The organism is Neobacillus sp. OS1-32 (assembly GCF_030915425.1).
Taxonomy (GTDB): domain Bacteria; phylum Bacillota; class Bacilli; order Bacillales; family Cytobacillaceae; genus Neobacillus; species Neobacillus paridis.
In genome coordinates this window covers 4,144,480-4,162,717 of record NZ_CP133263.1, presented here as the reverse complement: position 1 = coordinate 4,162,717, position 18,238 = coordinate 4,144,480, and the positions used below count along the sequence as shown (strand labels likewise).

Here is an 18,238-nt window from a genome sequence, read left to right as displayed (position 1 = left end):
CCGCTTCATAAGAAGAGAGGGGACTCTTCTTATCTTTCAGAGCAAGCCGCTCTGCTGGATGTAGCACCGTGTTTATAACCGGTTGCCGGGCATCATTGGACCAGTTCCCTCCGCCGCTCGTGATAAGAATCTTTATTGAATTGTGTTTATTGGTAGAATATTTTAAAAATATCTTACCCGAAGTTTAATTCCGAGTCAATAGGTTTGATTAAATTATTTTTTCTAAATAGTGATCGGGCCTTGTTAAGTAAAATATGGACTCGAGCAGCAATACCATTCTCAATGGGGCCACAACCTTTAAACATCCATTCCGTTCCAATAATCTCAGTCTTTCCTTGCCCTCCAACAGCTGCGCGATCGCCGGTTGACTGCCGGAAATCTCAAATCTTGTAAGGCTGTCGGATATTTCCTTTTCTACAGTGATTTCACCATTATAAAATACCAGTTGGATCACCTGGCCGTCAGCAGCCAGGTTTATCCGGAAATCAGCCTGCTGAATAATGGCATGAAGATATTCTTGATTTTTCAATGCCTCGATAAAGTGGTTCACGATTTCGATCATCATCTATCACTCCGGTTCATTACTCCTACTTACATATTCGGAATGGAAACCGGAAATCCTTTCATCTTCACTCGACCTTTTCTGCTGAAGTCCTGAAAAATATGTCGTTTTTTCGAAATATGTGCTGAGTGTATTCATTCTTTTCGGCATTCACTATTTCACCGTGAGTTGTCCGGATTATTGATTAAAACCGAAATGACCACATACAAAAAGCAGACACTTCTTAAGCATCTGCTTGTATTAACTCTTTATTTATTTTTTCCAAAAGAAATGGGACCGAGTGGAAGGCGTAAATGGTATCAACGATTTCCCCGTTCCGAATTAGCAGCAAGCAGGGGACACTCTCGATCACCCATTTCTCAGCAAGATCCGAATAATAATTAAGATTCATTTTTCCCATTTCTATTTCGACGAGGTGTTCCACCACCCCCAGCATTTTTCCGGCGAGCTGGCAAGTGCCGCACAATGGTGTGTAAAAATACACTACCCCCGTTCCTCGCTGATTTAAAAATAATGATAAATCATCACGGTTCCATTCATTCATAAGCCATTATCCCATTTCTAAAAACTCTGTATAAACATCAATATTAGCGCCCAATAAAACAGTCGCCAAATGATGCACCGGGGCTGTTGCGACTTCGCGGTACATCCGGTCTATATATAAATGCTCTGCATTAGGAAATTCACGCTTAAATAGCTTGCGGAGCCGTTCACCGGCCTCGTCCGCATCCACAAGGATATAGACATCCTTGTCATCGAGGAATTCAATCCATTCTTCCAATTTTGTATGACTAATCGTCCCGTTAGTACAAATAATTTCAACGGGTTCCTTGACAATCCGCTTTACCCTATCTTTATCCGATTTTCCTTCGACAATAAGAACTTTGTCAACATACGAATCATTCATCATCCATCACCTGGCAGAAGTGGTTTACTGTTAACATATTCTAATACCATGAAGTATGCTTCAACTATGTATGTTAACAATATCATGATTGTCAATTTTAAAATAGTTTTTTGCCTTCAACCTAGTTTTCCCATTCCTCATGCAGGTAACGTGGAAATATCACCCAAAGAAAAAGCACCCCATCAGGTGCCCTTTCTCCGAAAAACTAGTCTTCTTTTATTAATTCTTCATATTGTTCAGCCGTCATCAGTTCATCAAGCTCGCTGCTGTTTGATAATTCAACTACAATCATCCAAGCTTTTTCATATGGTGACTCATTGACAAATTCAGGGCTGTCATTTAACTCTTCGTTTACCTCAACCACTTTACCGCTGATAGGGGAGTAAAGTTCCGATACCGTTTTAACAGATTCTACACTGCCGAATGGCTCGTTGGCGGTTAATTCAGCGCCGACCTCCGGAAGTTCTACAAAAACAATATCCCCCAGTTCTGATTGTGCGAAGTGAGTGATCCCGACACGCACTTTGTCCCCTTCCACCTTCACCCATTCATGTTCCTCGGTATAACGCAAATCTTTTGGTGTAGTCATAGCAAAAAATCCCTCCATTGTTTTTCTAAAATCTATCATCGAATATGATCGATTCCCGGAACATAAAAAGCCAGCTGAATTATTTCAGCCATATTTTCTCATACTCATCCTCTTTAAAGCCAACTGTAACCGTTTGCCCATCGGTTAATATTGGTCGTTTTAACAGCATGCCGTCAGATGCCAGCAAGTCCAAAAGTTCAGCTTCACCGGCTGACTTCATTTTGTCCTTGATTCCTAATTCTCGATACTTTTGTCCGCTGGTATTAAAAAATTTTTTCAATTCCAAACCGCTGCTTCGATAGAACTTCTCCAATTGTTCACGTGACGGTGGATTATCCACAATATGTATAGCTTCATAGGAAAAATGATGGGCATCTAGCCATTTCTTAGCATTTCGACATGTACCGCATTTAGGATACCAGTAAAAAGTCAGAGACACTCAACCTCACCGCCTTTTACGAAAAATAAGCCCACAGGCCTCCATCTGAATAGTATCATATTCTATTAGAAAATCCTAACAGACAAACCCCATCTCATTCAAACAATTTCGACATGATTCTCCGAAATCCTTCTTAGCCAAAAATAAAAATCAAAAGGGCCTCCTCATAGTATGGGAGGAAGCCCTGTTTTCTTTCATTAAACGACAAAGCGTTCTGCAGCAATAAGGACATCAGCCGCTTCGCGTTTTTTCGCAATCACGTTAATTGGGGTGTGGCGGGTTAATTTACGTAGGGTAGATAACATCATCCGCAGTGTATCGCCCTGCTCAACAGCAACAAGCGTTTCTTTGGCAACGGCTTCAATATGATTGAAAGCTTCCTGGCAGAAGATTTGCGTATACAGAAGCTTCTGCTTGCTCTTATCTGCGCCGTCTTTGGCCATTGCTTTTTCGGTCCGTAAGACAACGGATTCCATGGCGTAAACGTCAGAAATGATATCAGCGATATTTGCCAGTACCTCTTGCTCGATTTCTAGGGCTTTACCATATTTTTGTGCGGCTAGGCCAGCTGCTAACAACGCAATTTTCTTGGCATTTTTGACAAGATATTTTTCTTGAGCAAGCGGCTCATCACCTGGTTCTTCCGGCATTAACATCATGATTTCTTCCTGCAACGCCAAGGCTTTTTGGAATAATGGAAGATCGCCTTTTAGTGCTTTTTTCACCAGTGTTCCCGGCACTAATAAACGGTTAATTTCGTTCGTTCCTTCAAAAATACGCTGAATGCGGGCGTCGCGGTAGGCTCTTTCAATCGGGTATTCCTGCATAAATCCGTAGCCGCCATGAATTTGCACGCCTTCGTCAACAACATGGGCCAATACTTCACTGGCAAAGAATTTATTTAATGAACATTCAATCGCGTACTCGGCAATTGAGTTGGCCACTTTTTTAATGTCTTTTGCTTCCTCAGTGGAAAGTCGGCCTTGGTTATCTTCATACAAGCCAACGGTACGGTAGACGGAGCTTTCTGCGGCATAGATTTCAGATGCCAATGTTCCGAACTTTTCTTTGGTTAAATTGAACTGCGAAATCGGTGTTTTGAATTGCTGACGGCCGTTTGCATATTGAATCGTCATCTCTAATGCTTTTTTCGAACCACCGACAGACCCTACTGCCAATTTATAACGTCCAATATTAAGGATGTTAAAGGCAATGACATGACCTCTGCCAATTTCACCCAGAAGGTTTTCAACCGGAACCGGTACATCTTCTAGAATAAGCGTACGGGTGGATGAGCTCTTGATTCCCATTTTCTTTTCTTCGGCACCAGTAGAAACACCTGGAAAGTCGCGTTCAACGATAAAAGCTGTAAACTTCTCACCGTCGATTTTGGCATAAACAACAAACACATCGGCGAAGCCAGCATTAGTGATCCATTGTTTTTCGCCGTTTAAGATATAGTGAGTGCCTTCTGCATTTAATTTCGCCGTTGTTCTGGCGCCAAGGGCATCCGATCCGGATCCAGGCTCTGTTAAAGCATAGGCCGCCAGTTTTTCACCGGAAGCAAGTGCCGGTAAATAGCGTTTCTTTTGGTCCTCGTTCCCGAATAGAACGATTGGCAATGAGCCGATCCCAACATGGGCGCCATGAGAAAGGGCAAATCCGCCACCGCCGGACATTTTCTCTGTTACCAGCGAAGAGGTGATTTTATCTAAGCCAAGGCCTTCATATTCCTCAGGCACGTCAACCGCCAACAGTCCCAATTCACCAGCTTGTTTTAACAGATTGACGGTAATATCGAATTCATGCTGTTCGAGGCGCTCAAGCACTGGCTGCACTTCTTTTTCGACAAAATCCTCGGCCGTCTTGGCAATCATTAAATGCTCTTCGGTGAAATCTTCCGGCGTTAAAATATCTTCATATGATAAATCTTCAATTAAAAAGCTTCCGCCTTTAACTATTTTTTTTGTTTCAGTCATGATTGTTTCCTCCTATTGTTATTTTTCAAACGGGACCAGGGGTTCCCTGGCCCCAACAATGCATTAAAGTAACTCAAACACTCCGGCGGCACCCATTCCGCCGCCAATACACATCGTTACGACACCAAATTGCTGCTGTCTGCGTCTTAATTCGTTAATTAATGTTAAGGTAAGCTTTGCACCGGTACAGCCAAGCGGATGGCCAAGGGCAATCGCCCCGCCGTTGACGTTCACTTTGTCTTCATCGAGACCAAGCTCGCGGATGACTTGGATCGATTGAGACGCGAACGCTTCGTTTAATTCAAATAGGTCAATATCGGAAACTTCCAGGCCGGCCAGCTTCAATGCCTTGGGGACAGCGACAACCGGGCCGACTCCCATAATTTCTGGCGGTACTCCGCCAACGGCAAACGATCTGAATTTGGCCAATGGCTTAAGCCCAAGGGATTCGGCCTTTTCACGATCCATCACCATCACGGCGGCCGCTCCGTCACTTGTTTGTGAAGCATTTCCGGCGGTTACGGTGCCTGACACCGAGAATGCGGGACGAAGTTTAGCCAGCGTTTCAAGATTCGTATCCGGGCGGACACCTTCATCCTGGGAAAATTGAATGGTTTTTTCGACCAGTTTATTGTTTTGATCAACTGTGCGGATGGTGACGTCAACCGGGACAATCTCATCGACAAACTTACCTTCTTGAATCGCCTTAAAGGCACGCTGATGGCTTCTTACCGCAAAGGCATCCTGTTCTGCTCGGGTGATACCGTATTTTTTCGCCACCTCTTCAGCTGTATGGCCCATTCCCATATAGTATTGCGGTGCGGTTTCTGCCAGTTTAATATTCGGGCGCACCACATGCCCCATCATTGGAATCATACTCATCGATTCCACACCGCCAGCGATCGCCGTATCGGCATGTCCAAGCATGATCGACTGCGCTGCATAAGCAATCGACTGCAGACCTGATGAACAAAAACGATTCACGGTGATCGCCGGCACTGTATGCGGCAGTCCTGCCAACGCCCCAATATTACGGGCGACATTATTCCCCTGCTCCGCTTCCGGCATCGCACAGCCTATCACTAAATCATCAATATTTCCTTCATAATTTCCGGCCCGCCTTATTGTTTCTTTTACAACCAATGCTCCTAAATCATCAGGACGTACAGTGGCAAGCGTTCCTTTTTTTGCCTTACCTACCGGGGTCCGAGCTCCGGCAACGATTACCGCTTCTCTCATGCCATTCCCTCTCTTTCTTGCAATTTGTAAAAATACGAGTCTATTTTTTAAAGGGGCTGACCGTTTCTGCCCCAGTTCATTCTAGTTTCTTAACGGCTTCCCTTTTACAAGCATATGCTGCATGCGCTGCTGCGATTTTGGTTCCTGAATCAGGCTTAAGAATGCTTCTCTTTCAAGATCCAATAAGTACTCTTCATCGACTTCTGTCCCAAACGGCAGTTTACCGCCGGAAATAACGTAAGCAATCTTTTTGGCAATTTTCATATCATGCTCGGAGATATAGCCGGATAGGCGCATCGCTTCGGCACCAAGCAATAATGTGGCATAGCCGGTTTCTCCTGTGACCGGTACCTTTCTGCGCACTTTCGGCTTATAACCCTGTTCATATAGAGCAAGCACTGCCTGTTTCGCATCATACAGCTGGTGATCAGGGTTCACGCTGATCCCGTCGGATTTGCTTAGGAAGCCATTTTCACGGGCCTCTTCAGCCGAAGTGGAAACCTTCGCCATCGCAATCGTTTCAAACACTTTAATGGCAACTTGCTGCAGATCATATGGCACACCGCTTGGCAGGTTTTCCAAGTGTTTCATGTAAAGCTCTTTGTTGCCACCGCCGCCAGGCAGCAAACCGACACCAACTTCAACAAGTCCCATGTACGTTTCCGAAGCAGCCTGAATATGGGCAGCAGGCAGGCAAACTTCAGCGCCGCCGCCTAGCGTCATCGCAAATGGTGCGGCAACAACCGGTTTCGAGCTGTATTTCACTTTTAATAATGCTTTATGAAGCTGGCGGACAATCAGATCGAGTTCATAAATATTGTCGTCTTGAACTTCCATCAGCATCATCGCCAAATTGGCACCGACACAGAAGTTTTTACCTTGGTTGCCGATAACAAGACCTTTATAATTTTTCTCGACTTCATCAATCGCGTAGTTCAGCATTTGTACGATATCCATCCCGATTGCATTGTTCGGTGAATGGAACTCAAGCAAAGCGACACCGTCACCAAGATCAATCAAACTGGCACCGCTATTCTTTTTAATGACACCCTTTTGTTTCTTGATTTTTTTAAGGTCAATTACCTTTGGATTGAACTCGACTAATCGATATTCACCATGATGGTAGAAGAAGAGTTCGCCATTTTCTTCGATATAGAAGGAGGTATGGCCTTTTTCGAGCATTTCTGTCACCCATGCAGGAACTTCAATACCCGATTCCTGCATTTTTTGGACCGATTTTTCCACACCGATGGCATCCCATGTTTCAAATGGGCCCATTTCCCAGCCAAAGCCCCATTTCATGGCCCGGTCAATCGCGACAATATCATCGGCAATTTCACCTAGAAGCTTTGCAGAGTAGACAAACGACTTGGCAAACGTATTCCAGAGGAATTGCCCGGCACGGTCGTTAGCATAGACAAGCGCTTTCAGTTTGTTGGCCGTTCCTCTTTCTTGTTTGGCAAGCTCAACAGCCGGTGTTGAAAGCTTTTTACGCGGACCGTATTCAAGTGTATTGGGATCCAGTTCGAGGATTTCCTTGCCCTTTTTCAGGAAGAAGCCTTGACCTGATTTGCTGCCAAGCCAGCCATTCTCAACCATTTTTTTCAAAAATGCCGGTACTTCAAAGACCTTCTTTTCTTCTCCTTCGACTTTCTCATAGACGTTGCCGGCAACATGGTAAAATGTGTCCAACCCAACGACGTCAAGGGTGCGGAAGGTGGCACTTTTTGCCCGGCCGATCAGCGGACCGGTAATGGAATCGACTTCCCCGACGCTTAACCCTGATTGAAGCATTTCTTGGACGGTCACTAACAAACCATAAGTCCCAATCCGGTTGGCAATAAAGTTCGGTGTATCCTTGGCCACGACAACACCTTTCCCGAGAACATCCTCACCAAAAGTTTTCATGAAAGAAAGAACATCCGGGTCCGTATATTGCGTCGGAATGACCTCTAATAATTTCAGATAGCGCGGCGGGTTAAAAAAGTGTGTCCCTAAGAAATGCTTTTTGAAATCGTCGGAACGCCCCTCCACCATGGCTTCTACTGAAATTCCAGAAGTGTTGGAGCTGATAATGCTCCCTGGCTTACGGTACTGATCTACTTTTTCAAATACTTGTTTTTTTACATTTAGGTTTTCCACTACCACTTCAATAACCCAGTCGATATCCTTCAGTTTGACTAAGTCGTCTTCAAGGTTACCGGCCTCAATAAGGGCAAGATTTTTTTTCGTTGTTAATGGTGCCGGTTTCTGCTTTAACAGTTTTTGAATCGCTGTGGCACTGATGCGGTTACGCACCTGTTTATCTTCTAATGTAAGTCCTTTTGCTTGTTCTTCCTTCGTTAATTCACGTGGCACGATATCGAGTAATAATGTTGGAATACCGATATTTGCCAGGTGGGCAGCAATCCCAGATCCCATGACCCCTGATCCTAGTACGGCCGCTTTTTTAATCAATCGACTCAACATTGTCTCCCCCTTCATAAGCTTTGAATGAATGCTCATTCATTTTTCTGTTAAAAAAAATATGCCTGTGAATGAGCCTTGTTATTACTAATAATAAAATATTTTGAAAAATTGTGCAATCAGTAAACGTGGAAAATTGAATTTTTTTTGAAAACTGACTTATCGCCATATTTTTGTTACCTTAGGGCAATCTATCGGATGAGGTGATCATCATGGCGAGAATGAAGAAAAATCCTTCCAAAGCCGGCGTAAGTGCAGCAAGCGTGAAGGGCAATGCTGGCCCCGGCCGAGAAGCCAGCGGGGTCGATAAACAAAACAGCCAAAACAATCAATATAAAAAATGAAGTAAGCGTGGGCCGGAACCTAATATGGTGCCGGAACACGCTTACCTGTAAGCTCATTTTTGTACTTACGAACTTTTTCTTTCCTTTTGTTCGGACTTGTAGTACCCATCAGCCCAGAATTCAGCGTTCTTAATACCTAATTCCGTTGAATTGAATTCCGGATCTTTGCCTTGCTTCAGCTGCGCTTCATAATCTTTTAAGGCGAGAATCGCCGGTTTGCCTAAGAAGAAAAGGGCTAACAAGTTCAGCCAAACCATGATTCCTAATCCGATATCCCCCATTGCCCATGCGGTCGTGGCTGTTTTAACTGCGCCATAATAAACCGCACCTAAAAGGACCAATTTTAAAATAAACATGGCTGGTTTTCTGTTTTTGCCTCTTACCAGAAAGGCAAGGTTTGTTTCGGCAATGTAGTAATACGCATAGATCGTCGTGAAGGCGAAGAAAAATAGAGCGACCGCTACAAATGCTGGACCAAATCCCGGGAGTAAAGTATCAACTGCCGCTTGCGTGTAGCCAGGGCCGCTTTCCACTCCTTTAAGGTGCTCAGCTAATAATTTTCCTGAACCATTTACGACATTGTAAGAATTGGTAAATAAAATCATCATCGCAGTTGATGTAACAACTAAGAACACATCAAGATAAATGGAAAATGCCTGGACCAGTCCTTGCTTAGCAGGATGTGATACTTCTGCGGCAGCGGCAGGGTGAGCACCAGTACCTTGACCAGCTTCGTTTGCATACAGACCCCGTTTTACTCCCCACATAATCGTTGAACCGAGAATTCCCCCGAACATTTCTTCTGCCCCGAAAGCACTTTTAAAAATAAGACCGAAAACTTCTGGAATTTTGTCAAAGTTAACCACCACAATGGAAATAGCGATAAGCAGATATCCGAGTGCCATAAACGGAACGATAAATTCTGCCACTCTGGCAATCCGCTTTACCCCGCCAAAGATCGTTGCCGCGATCAGCAAAACAACTACGGCTCCAGTAATAGTAGGGCTAATCCCAAAGGCATTTTTAATGCCTTCTGCGATGGAGTTTGTCTGAATACCAGGCATTAAAACAGCCATTGCGAGCAGGGTTGCAACGGCAAACACAACCGCAAACCATTTCCAGCCAAGTCCTTTTTCAATATAGAATGCTGGTCCGCCGCGATACTCTCCATCTTGCTTTTCTTTATAAATTTGCGCCAGAGTCGACTCAACAAAGGCGGATGCGGCACCAATAAAGGTGATGACCCACATCCAGAAGACGGAACCCGGTCCCCCAAAGTAAATACCTGTTGCCGTGCCGGCAATGTTCCCTACCCCAATCCGGCCGGATAAAGACATAGCCAATGCCTGGAACGACGAAACCCCCTCATTGGAGCCCTTCCCGGACGCTGATTAACTTTACCATTTCTTTAATGTGCCGGATCTGCAAGAATCTTGTGCGGAAACTAAAGTACACCCCCACAAAAACGATGAAAATGACCAGTGGTGCACTCCATAAATAGCCGGAAACATTGGTTACCAGTTTGTCTATCAAAAAAATTCCCCCTTTAAATGCTGTAAAATAGATTCTAACCCCAAGGTGTTATACAACAGGGTTCCACTAAAATATTATAAAATTTCAATAATAATATTTCAATAGAATATTTCTTATCTTTTATTTTTTCTGACTTATCTAGAAGTTATAAGGGGTAATAAAAAGCAGGAGGCGAAATAGCTCCTGCTCTTTTACTCTTCTTATGAGGTTGTCGAGAACATATATTTTTTATAATGATAACGGATCGAAAAAATCAAGCCGATCGCCATAAAATTTCCCATTAACGAACTGCCCCCATAACTAATGAATGGAAGTGGAATCCCGGTAATTGGTAAAACGCCAATGGTCATACCGATATTTTGAAAGACGTGAAAGGTAATCATGCTGATCACCCCGACACAAATATACGTGTAGAAATGATTCTTCGTTTCCATGCCAACCTTCGTAATGTGGTAAATTAACAGGAAGAATAAACTGATTAAAACACTGGCGCCAATAAAGCCATATTCCTCACCGACGACGCTAAAAATAAAATCCGTTTGACTTTCCGGCAGATAGACATCGCGGTTGCCGATGCCTTTGCCGCTTGTCTGCCCGGAGCCAATTGCCAGCATCGATTTAATCAGCTGATAACCGGCTGAACTTTGATAATTATAAGGATCAAGCCAGGAATAAATCCGACCAAATTGATATTGCTTTACCCCCAGATACTTTTCCAGAATATCCGGGTTCCACAAAACAAAATAAAAGACCGTCCCCACCATCAGCACTCCGGCCAAAATACCCGGACCAATGATCTTCCAGGTAATCCCGGAGATAAAAATCATTCCGGCTAGTATGGCGAGAAAGACAAGTCCTGTTCCCAAGTCCTCTTTAACGATGAGCACAAGCGGTAGCATGGTGACAAGCCCCATTTTCGTTAACAGCCAGAAATCAGTTTGCAGCGTCTTCATGACATTTTTTTGCTGGTGATCATCAATCACGCGGGCTAATGCTAGAATCAGAAATATTTTCATAAACTCAGATGGCTGAATTGTCCCGATCCCGGGTAGTTGAAACCAGTTTTTCGAGCCATTGATTCTGGGAGCGATACTTTCCGGTGCCAAAATCAGCAAAATGAGCACGACAATTCCAGCCCCATAAACATACCATGTCAGCTTGCGCAATTGGTCTGAATCAAAATGCATTACCACTGCAACAATTACGCACCCTACCACATACCAGGCAATTTGCATCACTAAAAAGTTCCGATCATATTGTCCGCTTTGTTGGGCACTATAAATTGCCGCACAGCTGGCCAGGAACAAAAGCATTAATATTAAAACAAGACTGTAATCCAGTTTAGAAGTTGTGTTTTTATTGGATGTCATGATGTGTCTCCACCTTGATATAAAACTCGTACATTCCTCCATTATATTTTTAAAAGCAGCAAATCTCAACTTCCAACTAACATTTGGATTTATTTTACAAAGTGGTTTGCGCACTGTAAATGGAAGGTTGAATTAGCCGACATAGGAAAGTGTAAAATCTGGGGAAACTTTACACTCTCCTATTAACTAAAATAGATCCGCTTTAATTCCTCTGCCATCCATTCGAGATTGCTGGGCACCTGCGGCAGCCCATAGCCGATATACAGCGGCGTTGTCACAAAACGCGGCATCACCTTAGCGTAAATCTTGCCATTTAAATGATAGAAAAAGACATTATAGCTAGAAGTCTTGAATGGAAAATGATTCAAGATATAATGAACGGCGACTTGCAAATACTCCGAAAATCTTTCCTGATAGCAACTATCATCCATTTCGATATTAAATTCATAAAAGCCAACTCGCGGCCTTGTCGATAATGTGAAGCGCGGACCGTCTTTTTCTTCAGCCATCACAATTCCGGCAAACATTTCGGGGACAGCTGTGACGCTGTAGTCTAAATGATGGAGACCGACAATTTGCATATGAGGGTGGGCGATCGAACCTCCCGACAGCGGCCCGTGGTTTTTGAAAAACAGGACGGAGCGATACTTTCCGGTTTGCTCCATTTCCAGCCAATGCTTGATCCCAAACTGGATTAATCGGTGCAAATGTTCCTTGGAATAACTCGAAAGGTCGCCGTGACAATCATCCGTTTCGATTAACACGGTTTGATAAGCATTTTCCAAAACGGGGTATTTATTTTTCAAAAGAATGATCGGTCCATCAACAGCAATAATATTGGTCAGTTCATCTCTGGCGCAAAACGGGCAGGCTTGCTCTTTGTTACGGATACTTTCAGGTTTCTGTACACCAATCGACGTATTAAAGTAAAGATGTTTCGTTTCCAAAACGCTTATCCCCTTTCGCAAGTCTATAATCCTATTTTATGGGAGGATTGACTCCCATTGCACACATTTTGTTTTGATAATTTCATAGCCCGAGAGAATTTTGCATATCAATATGGTACAGGCATATACTTCATAAGAATGAGAGGGACGTTATGTTAACAAAACTGGAAGCACTGATTCTAGGAATCATTCAAGGAGTGACAGAATTTTTACCGATTTCCAGCACCGGGCATCTTTATTTGGGAAGAAATTTATTCGGCTTACAGGAAGCGGGATTGCTGCTTGATACGATGCTCCATGTGGGAACACTCATGGCCGTGTTTGTTTTTTACAAGGACGAATTTATCAAAATTCTCCGAAAGCCATTTAGTAAATTAACATTTTTACTAATCGTTGGTACGATTCCGGCAGTGGTCTTGGGTCTGGCGATGAAAGATTATATTGAGGATATATCGAAAACCGGGGTGACGATTGGCTGGGAATTCCTGCTGACAGGTCTTTTTCTTTGGCTTGCGGATTCGGCGAAAAATGGCTATAAGCGGATGGAGGATATCAGCTATAAGGATGCTTTGATTATCGGTTCGTTTCAGGCCGTTGCCATTTTGCCGGCCATTTCCCGCTCCGGAATGACGATTGTCGCCGCCCTCTGGCGCAAATTGGACCGGGAAACTGCCGCCTACTTTTCGTTTCTGTTATCGACGCCGGCCATTGTCGGGGCCATTGTGTTACAAACAACGGATCTGCTTGGCGGCGGCGGGGAGGAAATCTCGTTATCCGCCCTGCTTGTCGGGATAATCTCATCGGCTTTCTTCGGCTATATTGCCGTCAAATGGATGATTGGCTTTTTGAAAAAGCATTCCTTAAAGCCGTTCGCCATCTATGTCTGGGCATTAGGGTTGCTCGTCTTGTTTTTCCAGTTTACCGGGAAGTTTTAAGTACATGTTATGTTGGGTCCCCTTCCCTTTTGGGATTTACCCGTCTGTTTTCTGAATTTACCCGTCAAACCATTCACACTAGGAAAAATAATCTTAGAAAAGCGGCTCGAAAACATGTTCAAGCCGCTTCTTCTTTATTTTCCTGTTCGCTCATTTTAATTTAAAAATACCATATCCCCATTTTATTTGCTCACTATTACACAAGCCGCGACGTATAGGTGAACTTTAAGATTGCTTTTTAAAAACTTGGGACATACAATTTATTTATAAACAGCTGCTGGTTGGGGGGAGTTATCATGAAATATGCAGTGATTACCGGTGCTTCCAAAGGATTGGGTGAAGCCATCGCAAAAAGTCTAATCGCAAAACAGTTCGCTGTTGTTACCGTTTCGCGGACAGAAAACGAGAAACTGAAAATGATGGCACAAGAAAAAGGAACCAGCTATCAACATTTTTCCTGTAATCTCTCATTGGAAAGTGAAGTACAGGAAGTTTTTATGGAAATTACTCATCGCGTTTTTCAAAAAGAGCCGTCAGATATCTTTGTCTTTAATAATGCTGGCGTCATCGAACCGATTGCAACGGTCGGTCATTTGGATAAAACGCCGATTGACCGTAATATTACAGTGAATTTAACGGCACCCATCATGATTACCAATCTATTTTTACATAAAGCTCAGTTTAGCGACACAGCCGTTCACATTATAAATATTACATCTGGTGCCGCAGTTCGTCCGATTCAAGGCTGGAGTGTCTATTGCAGTGCCAAGGCGGGCTTAAATATGTTTACCCAAACGGTTGCCAGCGAACAGGCAGCGTTACAAACGAAGCATAGTATTATTGCCTTCAGCCCGGGGATCATGGATACAGACATGCAAGCAACCATTAGGTCATCCTCCGAAAAAGCATTTAAGGACCTGAAGAAATTTCAAGAATATCAGGAAAAAGGAATGCTGTTAAAGCCGGATATGGTAGCCAATGCCCTGATTGATTTGACACTCAGCGGGAATGTAGAAAGCGGAAAAATATACAATGTAAATGATTTGCTAAACTAATACTGAGTAAAAAAACTCGCCAATATCGAATCGGCGAGTTTTCTTTTCATTATTCATCTTTCTTCTTAATCGTATCGGTTAATTCGGCAATACTATTTTTCACATTGGATTTACCTGCATAGTTTTCGATCAACTCTTTGACATCAATACCGCTTGAAGCCTTTAATGATTCCTGGAGGCTTGTCATCAGGTTAGTGGCATAGCTAGTAATTTTGTTAGCCCCGCCATTTTCACCGGAACCGCCGCCAGTATCGACAACGGTAATTTTATCAATATTGGAAAGCGGCGCAGCCACTTGCTTCGCGTATTCAGGCAGCATTTTGATGACCATGTCGAGGATCGCTGCTTGACCGAACTGTTCGAAGGCCTCGGCGATTTTTTCCTTTGCTTCGGCTTCCGCCAGACCTTTCATCCGAATAACTTCTGCTTCGGAAAGACCTTGTGCCTTTTGTGCTTCCGCTTTGGCTAAACCGTCGATGCGAACCCGTTCCGCCTCGGCCTTCGCCATTGCTTCAATCCGGTATTTATTCGCTTCCGCCTCGGCCATTTGTTTCGCTTTTTCTGCGGCTGCAGACTGCTCAACAGCATAGCGGTCGGCATCGGCTTTTTTCTTCACTTCCGAATCATATTGGCGCTCACGGCGAAGAATTTCTTTTTCTTCGAGCTCGATTTGTTTTTGTCTTTCAATAATCTTAACTTGCATTTCCTGCTCGGTAACATCCTGTTTGGCCTTTGCACTTTCGAGGTCATAGGCCATATCGGCACGTGCCTTGGCAATGTCCTGTTCACGGCGGAACTCGGCAATCTTCAGCTGATTGACTTTTTCCGCTTCGGCAATTTCGGTTGCCCGTTCTAATTCGGAGCGCTTCGCTTCCTTGGCAGCTTCAGCCTTTTTAATTCGCGTTTCCTTTTCGGCTTCAGCTGTAGCAATATCGGCGTCACGTTTAACCTGGGCAATCCGCGGTTTACCGAGAGCGTCCAAGTAGCCGTTTTTATCACGGACATCTTTAATCGTAAACGAAACAATCACCAGACCCATTTTTGCGAGATCCTGTGAGGCCACGCGTTGAACCTCTTGAGAAAACTTATCGCGGTTTTTATATATTTCTTCAACGGTCATCGAACCAAGAATGGAACGCAAATGACCTTCTAAAACTTCTCTTGCTTCATTTTCTCGATCTTCCTTCGGTTTCCCAAGAAACTGCTCGGCGGCTGTGGCAATTTCGCCAATCGAACCGCCGATTTTGATAATCGCCACACCATCGGCCATAACCGGTACACCCTGTTCAGTATAAACTTCCGGGGTAGTGACTTCCAGTTTACTAGATAATAAACTTAACGGCTGTGCCTGTTGAAAAACCGGTAAAATAAAGCTCCCGCCACCGCGAATAATTTTAATTTTATTCCCGGCTTCATCGACATGGACATTTTTGTTTCCCAGGTAACTCCCGGTTACAATCAAGGCTTCGTCCGGACCAGCCGTTCTGTACTTTGTAATAAATACACCAATCAGGGCAATAAGAATAAGGGCAACGATCCCAATGACAATCCATACAAAACTAAATTCCATATTTTAGCCTCCTCTTCCTCTATATAAAACTTTCATTTTCTTGATGGACGGTTACTTGCAAGACACCATCCTTTACCTGGACCACCAGCACCCTTGTTCCATTAGCAATCTCTCCGCCATCAAAGCTTGATGCCGGTTTGGCAATTCTGCCGCTCGCGCTCTCAATTAACACCTCACCAAAACCATCAGCAGGGATCGGCGTGATCACGGTTCCAATCCGCCCCCGTAAATCCGATTCTTGATAGGCAAGAGATTCCTCAGCCGATGACATCGGTACTAAAACAAAAACATTTAACAAGGTTACCAGAATAAAAGCAATGACGGCTGAAATCGCTAAAATGAGTAGAGAATGCAGTGAAGATAAGCGTTCAAATAAGTAGCCGCTGGCGGAAAGAATGGTCATAAAGGCAAATACAAGGACAGGATTTAAAAAGTGTAACCCCCCATCACCGGTGTCAACATGCAGCACATCGGCAAATAAAACATAAATAAACGTTAAAATGCCCGAAATAATCAGACCATACAAGTAAACTGTTACGATCGGCACGCCAAATAGTTCCATACGCATCATCCCTTTATCATGATAGGCAAGAAATACAACGGAAAGTGCAGAATGGGCTTCAAACCTTAATAATCCATCGCATCCATCCCTTCTGTTTTAAAAAAGTTATGTATGATAAATATACGGATTAAAGAAGGAAAGGTTTCAATTTTCCTAATTCCAGTATATCTGATTTATGCCAGCCCGGGGGTACTTTTTCCTGATTTCCAATTTTTTTATTTTATGGAAACTCGCCGACTGGCGAGTCCTTAAGGATGGTTCGTGAAGCGTAGTTGAATTTCCTATTAGCTAACAAAATGCAGTAATAAGAATAAGCCTCGAGCTATTGAGTTGTCAGGCGAAGGGCTGTTTGTTAATTGAAATAATGGATAAACTTAAATTTCTAAAGGGATTAAGGTTTTATCATCGTTCGAATCGACCCATAGACTAACGTACTATCAAAGTTATCTTTACTGATTTTATAGGGAGTTGGGAAAGCAATAACTTGAAAATTTGAATTTTCTTTTACAAATGGAAGCTTAAACTTAAAAATTTTTCTTTCTCCAGGATCAACAGATACATTGCCTACTAATTCATTATTTATAAAAGGTACTTGTTTCCAATTACTTAAAGCAATAACATTGTAGGTTTCTTTTTCCTTACTAATATTTCCAATTGATACAAAGATGTTTTTACCACTTTTTGCTATAGGAAGAATACTTAGCTCTTCTTTTTGTTTACTAATAAACAAAGTATCATATCAACCTATTATTTCCTAAAATTCAATATTTTTTACAGTAATTTAATTTTTAAATGGGAATCTTATGGATAAATAGGGAGCAGAATTATTATTTCCTTATTGCGAAAATGGGTGAATTTTGAAATAATTTAATGAAACATTGCATTAATCAGGGGAGTAAAAAATGCGACATATTAAAGGCTGCTGCTTAATTATCATTTTCAGTTTGTTGTTAACAGGGTGCGCAGGTGTAGAAAAAGTAAAATCTGTAGCAAAAGAAAAATCTCCATCAAATATGAAAATAACCATTGATTCATTTAATATGAATGAAAAAGAAAACCTGCTTATTAGCAAGACTGGTGTAGGACATATTGAATTTTTCAAGCTGAATGGCATCCTGAATGAAGATGCAGATTTGCAATTTTCAGTAGAGGTATATGAAGATGGGAAGTTTAAAGAAGAGTTGCTAAAGACTTGGGATGAGCTTGGAACAAAATATAAAGACAGCTTCGTTTCCTTTGGAATAAGTGACACCGGAAATAAAGCCCATTCTTTAAAACTGATATCTGGGATACCATCTGGACTTGCTTCAACAACGTATTCAAATAACATGACATCTTTTTCTTTCAGTAAGCTAATAGGAGAAAAAGTTACTTTAAAGAAAAATAAACCTATTTATTTAGCAGCGTGGGCAGGAACTACAAAAAACGGACTGAGTTCTGTTGGGGGAGAAAATGGAGAACTCCCCGAAGGTATTAAAGACACTGAGCTTGCTTTTTTATACAAAGTTGTATGGACAGATAAAGCAAAGAAATAACTTCTGTTATAGTAAACAAACGCGAGCGATTACTGAGTAACACTGATGCTAGAGTAAATATAGACACAGATTGTTATAATAAATATATCAACTATAACGGGAGCCCACCAAACAAAACTTTTATCGGAAGATGTAAACTATTCCCTTTTTCATACTATTCCGTAAGGCTACGCAATTTATCAGAAACCTTTAAAACAAGGACCTGT

At 42.8% G+C, this 18,238-nt stretch carries 17 protein-coding genes, 1 pseudogene and 1 riboswitch; of the genes and pseudogenes, 4 read left to right on the top strand and 14 right to left on the bottom strand.

All coding sequences use genetic code 11. The annotated features are described in order from the left end of the window. Positions 1-26 precede the first annotated feature (26 nt). A riboswitch (SAM riboswitch) is annotated at positions 27-129 on the bottom strand. 79 nt (positions 130-208) lie between these two features. From RCG24_RS20330 to RCG24_RS20295, 8 genes are all read right to left on the bottom strand, one after another. Continuing rightward, complete coding sequence (locus tag RCG24_RS20330; protein WP_202656118.1) at positions 209-565, bottom strand: SCP2 sterol-binding domain-containing protein; 357 nt, start codon at positions 563-565, stop codon at positions 209-211. A gap of 220 nt (positions 566-785) precedes the next feature. Beyond that, a complete protein-coding gene (locus RCG24_RS20325) occupies positions 786-1,106 on the bottom strand; it encodes a thioredoxin family protein (RefSeq protein WP_308077885.1) in 321 nt (106 codons plus the stop codon). 6 nt (positions 1,107-1,112) lie between these two features. Further along, entirely contained in the window at positions 1,113-1,469 is a 357-nt protein-coding gene (locus RCG24_RS20320) for a toprim domain-containing protein (protein WP_202656319.1), read from the bottom strand. A 205-nt stretch (positions 1,470-1,674) separates the two neighbouring features. Then, positions 1,675-2,058: a glycine cleavage system protein GcvH gene (gene gcvH / locus RCG24_RS20315; protein WP_308077884.1), complete on the bottom strand. Its 384-nt coding sequence runs from the start codon at positions 2,056-2,058 to the stop codon at positions 1,675-1,677. Positions 2,059-2,137: 79 nt separating this feature from the next. Beyond that, the gene (locus RCG24_RS20310; RefSeq protein WP_308077883.1) at positions 2,138-2,497 is read right to left on the bottom strand and encodes an arsenate reductase family protein; all 360 of its coding nucleotides are present in this window, start codon (positions 2,495-2,497) and stop codon (positions 2,138-2,140) included. Positions 2,498-2,694: 197 nt separating this feature from the next. Further along, positions 2,695-4,476: an acyl-CoA dehydrogenase FadE gene (locus RCG24_RS20305; RefSeq protein WP_308077882.1), complete on the bottom strand. Its 1,782-nt coding sequence runs from the start codon at positions 4,474-4,476 to the stop codon at positions 2,695-2,697. Between the two features lie 63 nt (positions 4,477-4,539). Continuing rightward, complete coding sequence (locus tag RCG24_RS20300; protein ID WP_202656123.1) at positions 4,540-5,715, bottom strand: acetyl-CoA C-acetyltransferase; 1,176 nt, start codon at positions 5,713-5,715, stop codon at positions 4,540-4,542. Between the two features lie 81 nt (positions 5,716-5,796). Next, the gene (locus tag RCG24_RS20295; RefSeq protein WP_308079227.1) at positions 5,797-8,181 is read right to left on the bottom strand and encodes a 3-hydroxyacyl-CoA dehydrogenase/enoyl-CoA hydratase family protein; all 2,385 of its coding nucleotides are present in this window, start codon (positions 8,179-8,181) and stop codon (positions 5,797-5,799) included. 212 nt (positions 8,182-8,393) lie between these two features. Here RCG24_RS20295 and RCG24_RS20290 point away from each other — a divergent pair, with 212 nt between their 5' ends. Further along, positions 8,394-8,525, top strand: a complete 132-nt coding sequence (locus RCG24_RS20290) for a YuzL family protein (protein WP_308077881.1) — start codon at positions 8,394-8,396, stop codon at positions 8,523-8,525. Between the two features lie 65 nt (positions 8,526-8,590). Here RCG24_RS20290 and RCG24_RS20285 read toward each other — a convergent pair. From RCG24_RS20285 to RCG24_RS20275, 3 genes and pseudogenes are all read right to left on the bottom strand, one after another. Beyond that, positions 8,591-10,055 (bottom strand): annotated as a pseudogene (locus RCG24_RS20285) (alanine/glycine:cation symporter family protein). Between the two features lie 203 nt (positions 10,056-10,258). Beyond that, entirely contained in the window at positions 10,259-11,428 is a 1,170-nt protein-coding gene (locus tag RCG24_RS20280) for an FtsW/RodA/SpoVE family cell cycle protein (protein WP_202656125.1), read from the bottom strand. A gap of 182 nt (positions 11,429-11,610) precedes the next feature. Beyond that, a complete protein-coding gene (locus RCG24_RS20275; protein WP_308077880.1) occupies positions 11,611-12,375 on the bottom strand; it encodes a DUF4931 domain-containing protein in 765 nt (254 codons plus the stop codon). A 152-nt stretch (positions 12,376-12,527) separates the two neighbouring features. Here RCG24_RS20275 and RCG24_RS20270 point away from each other — a divergent pair, with 152 nt between their 5' ends. Both RCG24_RS20270 and RCG24_RS20265 read left to right on the top strand, forming a co-directional pair. Then, the gene (locus RCG24_RS20270) at positions 12,528-13,310 is read left to right on the top strand and encodes an undecaprenyl-diphosphate phosphatase (RefSeq protein ID WP_202656127.1); all 783 of its coding nucleotides are present in this window, start codon (positions 12,528-12,530) and stop codon (positions 13,308-13,310) included. A gap of 296 nt (positions 13,311-13,606) precedes the next feature. Then, positions 13,607-14,365, top strand: coding sequence for a (S)-benzoin forming benzil reductase (locus tag RCG24_RS20265; RefSeq protein WP_202656128.1), 759 nt, complete (start codon positions 13,607-13,609; stop codon positions 14,363-14,365). Between the two features lie 49 nt (positions 14,366-14,414). Here RCG24_RS20265 and RCG24_RS20260 read toward each other — a convergent pair whose 3' ends face one another. The 3 genes from RCG24_RS20260 to RCG24_RS20250 form a co-directional block, all read right to left on the bottom strand. Then, the gene (locus RCG24_RS20260; protein WP_202656129.1) at positions 14,415-15,935 is read right to left on the bottom strand and encodes a flotillin lipid rafts scaffold protein FloT; all 1,521 of its coding nucleotides are present in this window, start codon (positions 15,933-15,935) and stop codon (positions 14,415-14,417) included. Between the two features lie 19 nt (positions 15,936-15,954). Beyond that, a complete protein-coding gene (locus RCG24_RS20255; RefSeq protein WP_202656130.1) occupies positions 15,955-16,497 on the bottom strand; it encodes an NfeD family protein in 543 nt (180 codons plus the stop codon). Between the two features lie 391 nt (positions 16,498-16,888). After that, a complete protein-coding gene (locus RCG24_RS20250) occupies positions 16,889-17,227 on the bottom strand; it encodes a hypothetical protein (RefSeq protein ID WP_308077879.1) in 339 nt (112 codons plus the stop codon). Positions 17,228-17,399: 172 nt separating this feature from the next. Between RCG24_RS20250 and RCG24_RS20245 the strand changes: the two genes are divergently transcribed. Then, on the top strand, positions 17,400-18,032 hold the full coding sequence (locus RCG24_RS20245; protein ID WP_308077878.1) for a hypothetical protein: 633 nt from the start codon (positions 17,400-17,402) through the stop codon (positions 18,030-18,032). Positions 18,033-18,238: the final 206 nt, after the last annotated feature.

Coding starts and splice junctions, on each gene's coding strand:
- RCG24_RS20290 (WP_308077881.1), top strand. CDS start 8,394: ATGGCGAGAATGAAGAAAAATCCTTCCAAAGCCGGCGTAAGTGCAGCA.
- RCG24_RS20245 (WP_308077878.1), top strand. CDS start 17,400: ATGCGACATATTAAAGGCTGCTGCTTAATTATCATTTTCAGTTTGTTG.
- RCG24_RS20270 (WP_202656127.1), top strand. CDS start 12,528: ATGTTAACAAAACTGGAAGCACTGATTCTAGGAATCATTCAAGGAGTG.
- RCG24_RS20280 (WP_202656125.1), bottom strand. CDS start 11,428: ATGACATCCAATAAAAACACAACTTCTAAACTGGATTACAGTCTTGTT.
- RCG24_RS20330 (WP_202656118.1), bottom strand. CDS start 565: ATGATGATCGAAATCGTGAACCACTTTATCGAGGCATTGAAAAATCAA.
- RCG24_RS20320 (WP_202656319.1), bottom strand. CDS start 1,469: ATGAATGATTCGTATGTTGACAAAGTTCTTATTGTCGAAGGAAAATCG.
- RCG24_RS20300 (WP_202656123.1), bottom strand. CDS start 5,715: ATGAGAGAAGCGGTAATCGTTGCCGGAGCTCGGACCCCGGTAGGTAAG.
- RCG24_RS20255 (WP_202656130.1), bottom strand. CDS start 16,497: ATGGAACTATTTGGCGTGCCGATCGTAACAGTTTACTTGTATGGTCTG.
- RCG24_RS20265 (WP_202656128.1), top strand. CDS start 13,607: ATGAAATATGCAGTGATTACCGGTGCTTCCAAAGGATTGGGTGAAGCC.
- RCG24_RS20305 (WP_308077882.1), bottom strand. CDS start 4,476: ATGACTGAAACAAAAAAAATAGTTAAAGGCGGAAGCTTTTTAATTGAA.
- gcvH (WP_308077884.1), bottom strand. CDS start 2,058: ATGACTACACCAAAAGATTTGCGTTATACCGAGGAACATGAATGGGTG.
- RCG24_RS20260 (WP_202656129.1), bottom strand. CDS start 15,935: ATGGAATTTAGTTTTGTATGGATTGTCATTGGGATCGTTGCCCTTATT.
- RCG24_RS20325 (WP_308077885.1), bottom strand. CDS start 1,106: ATGAATGAATGGAACCGTGATGATTTATCATTATTTTTAAATCAGCGA.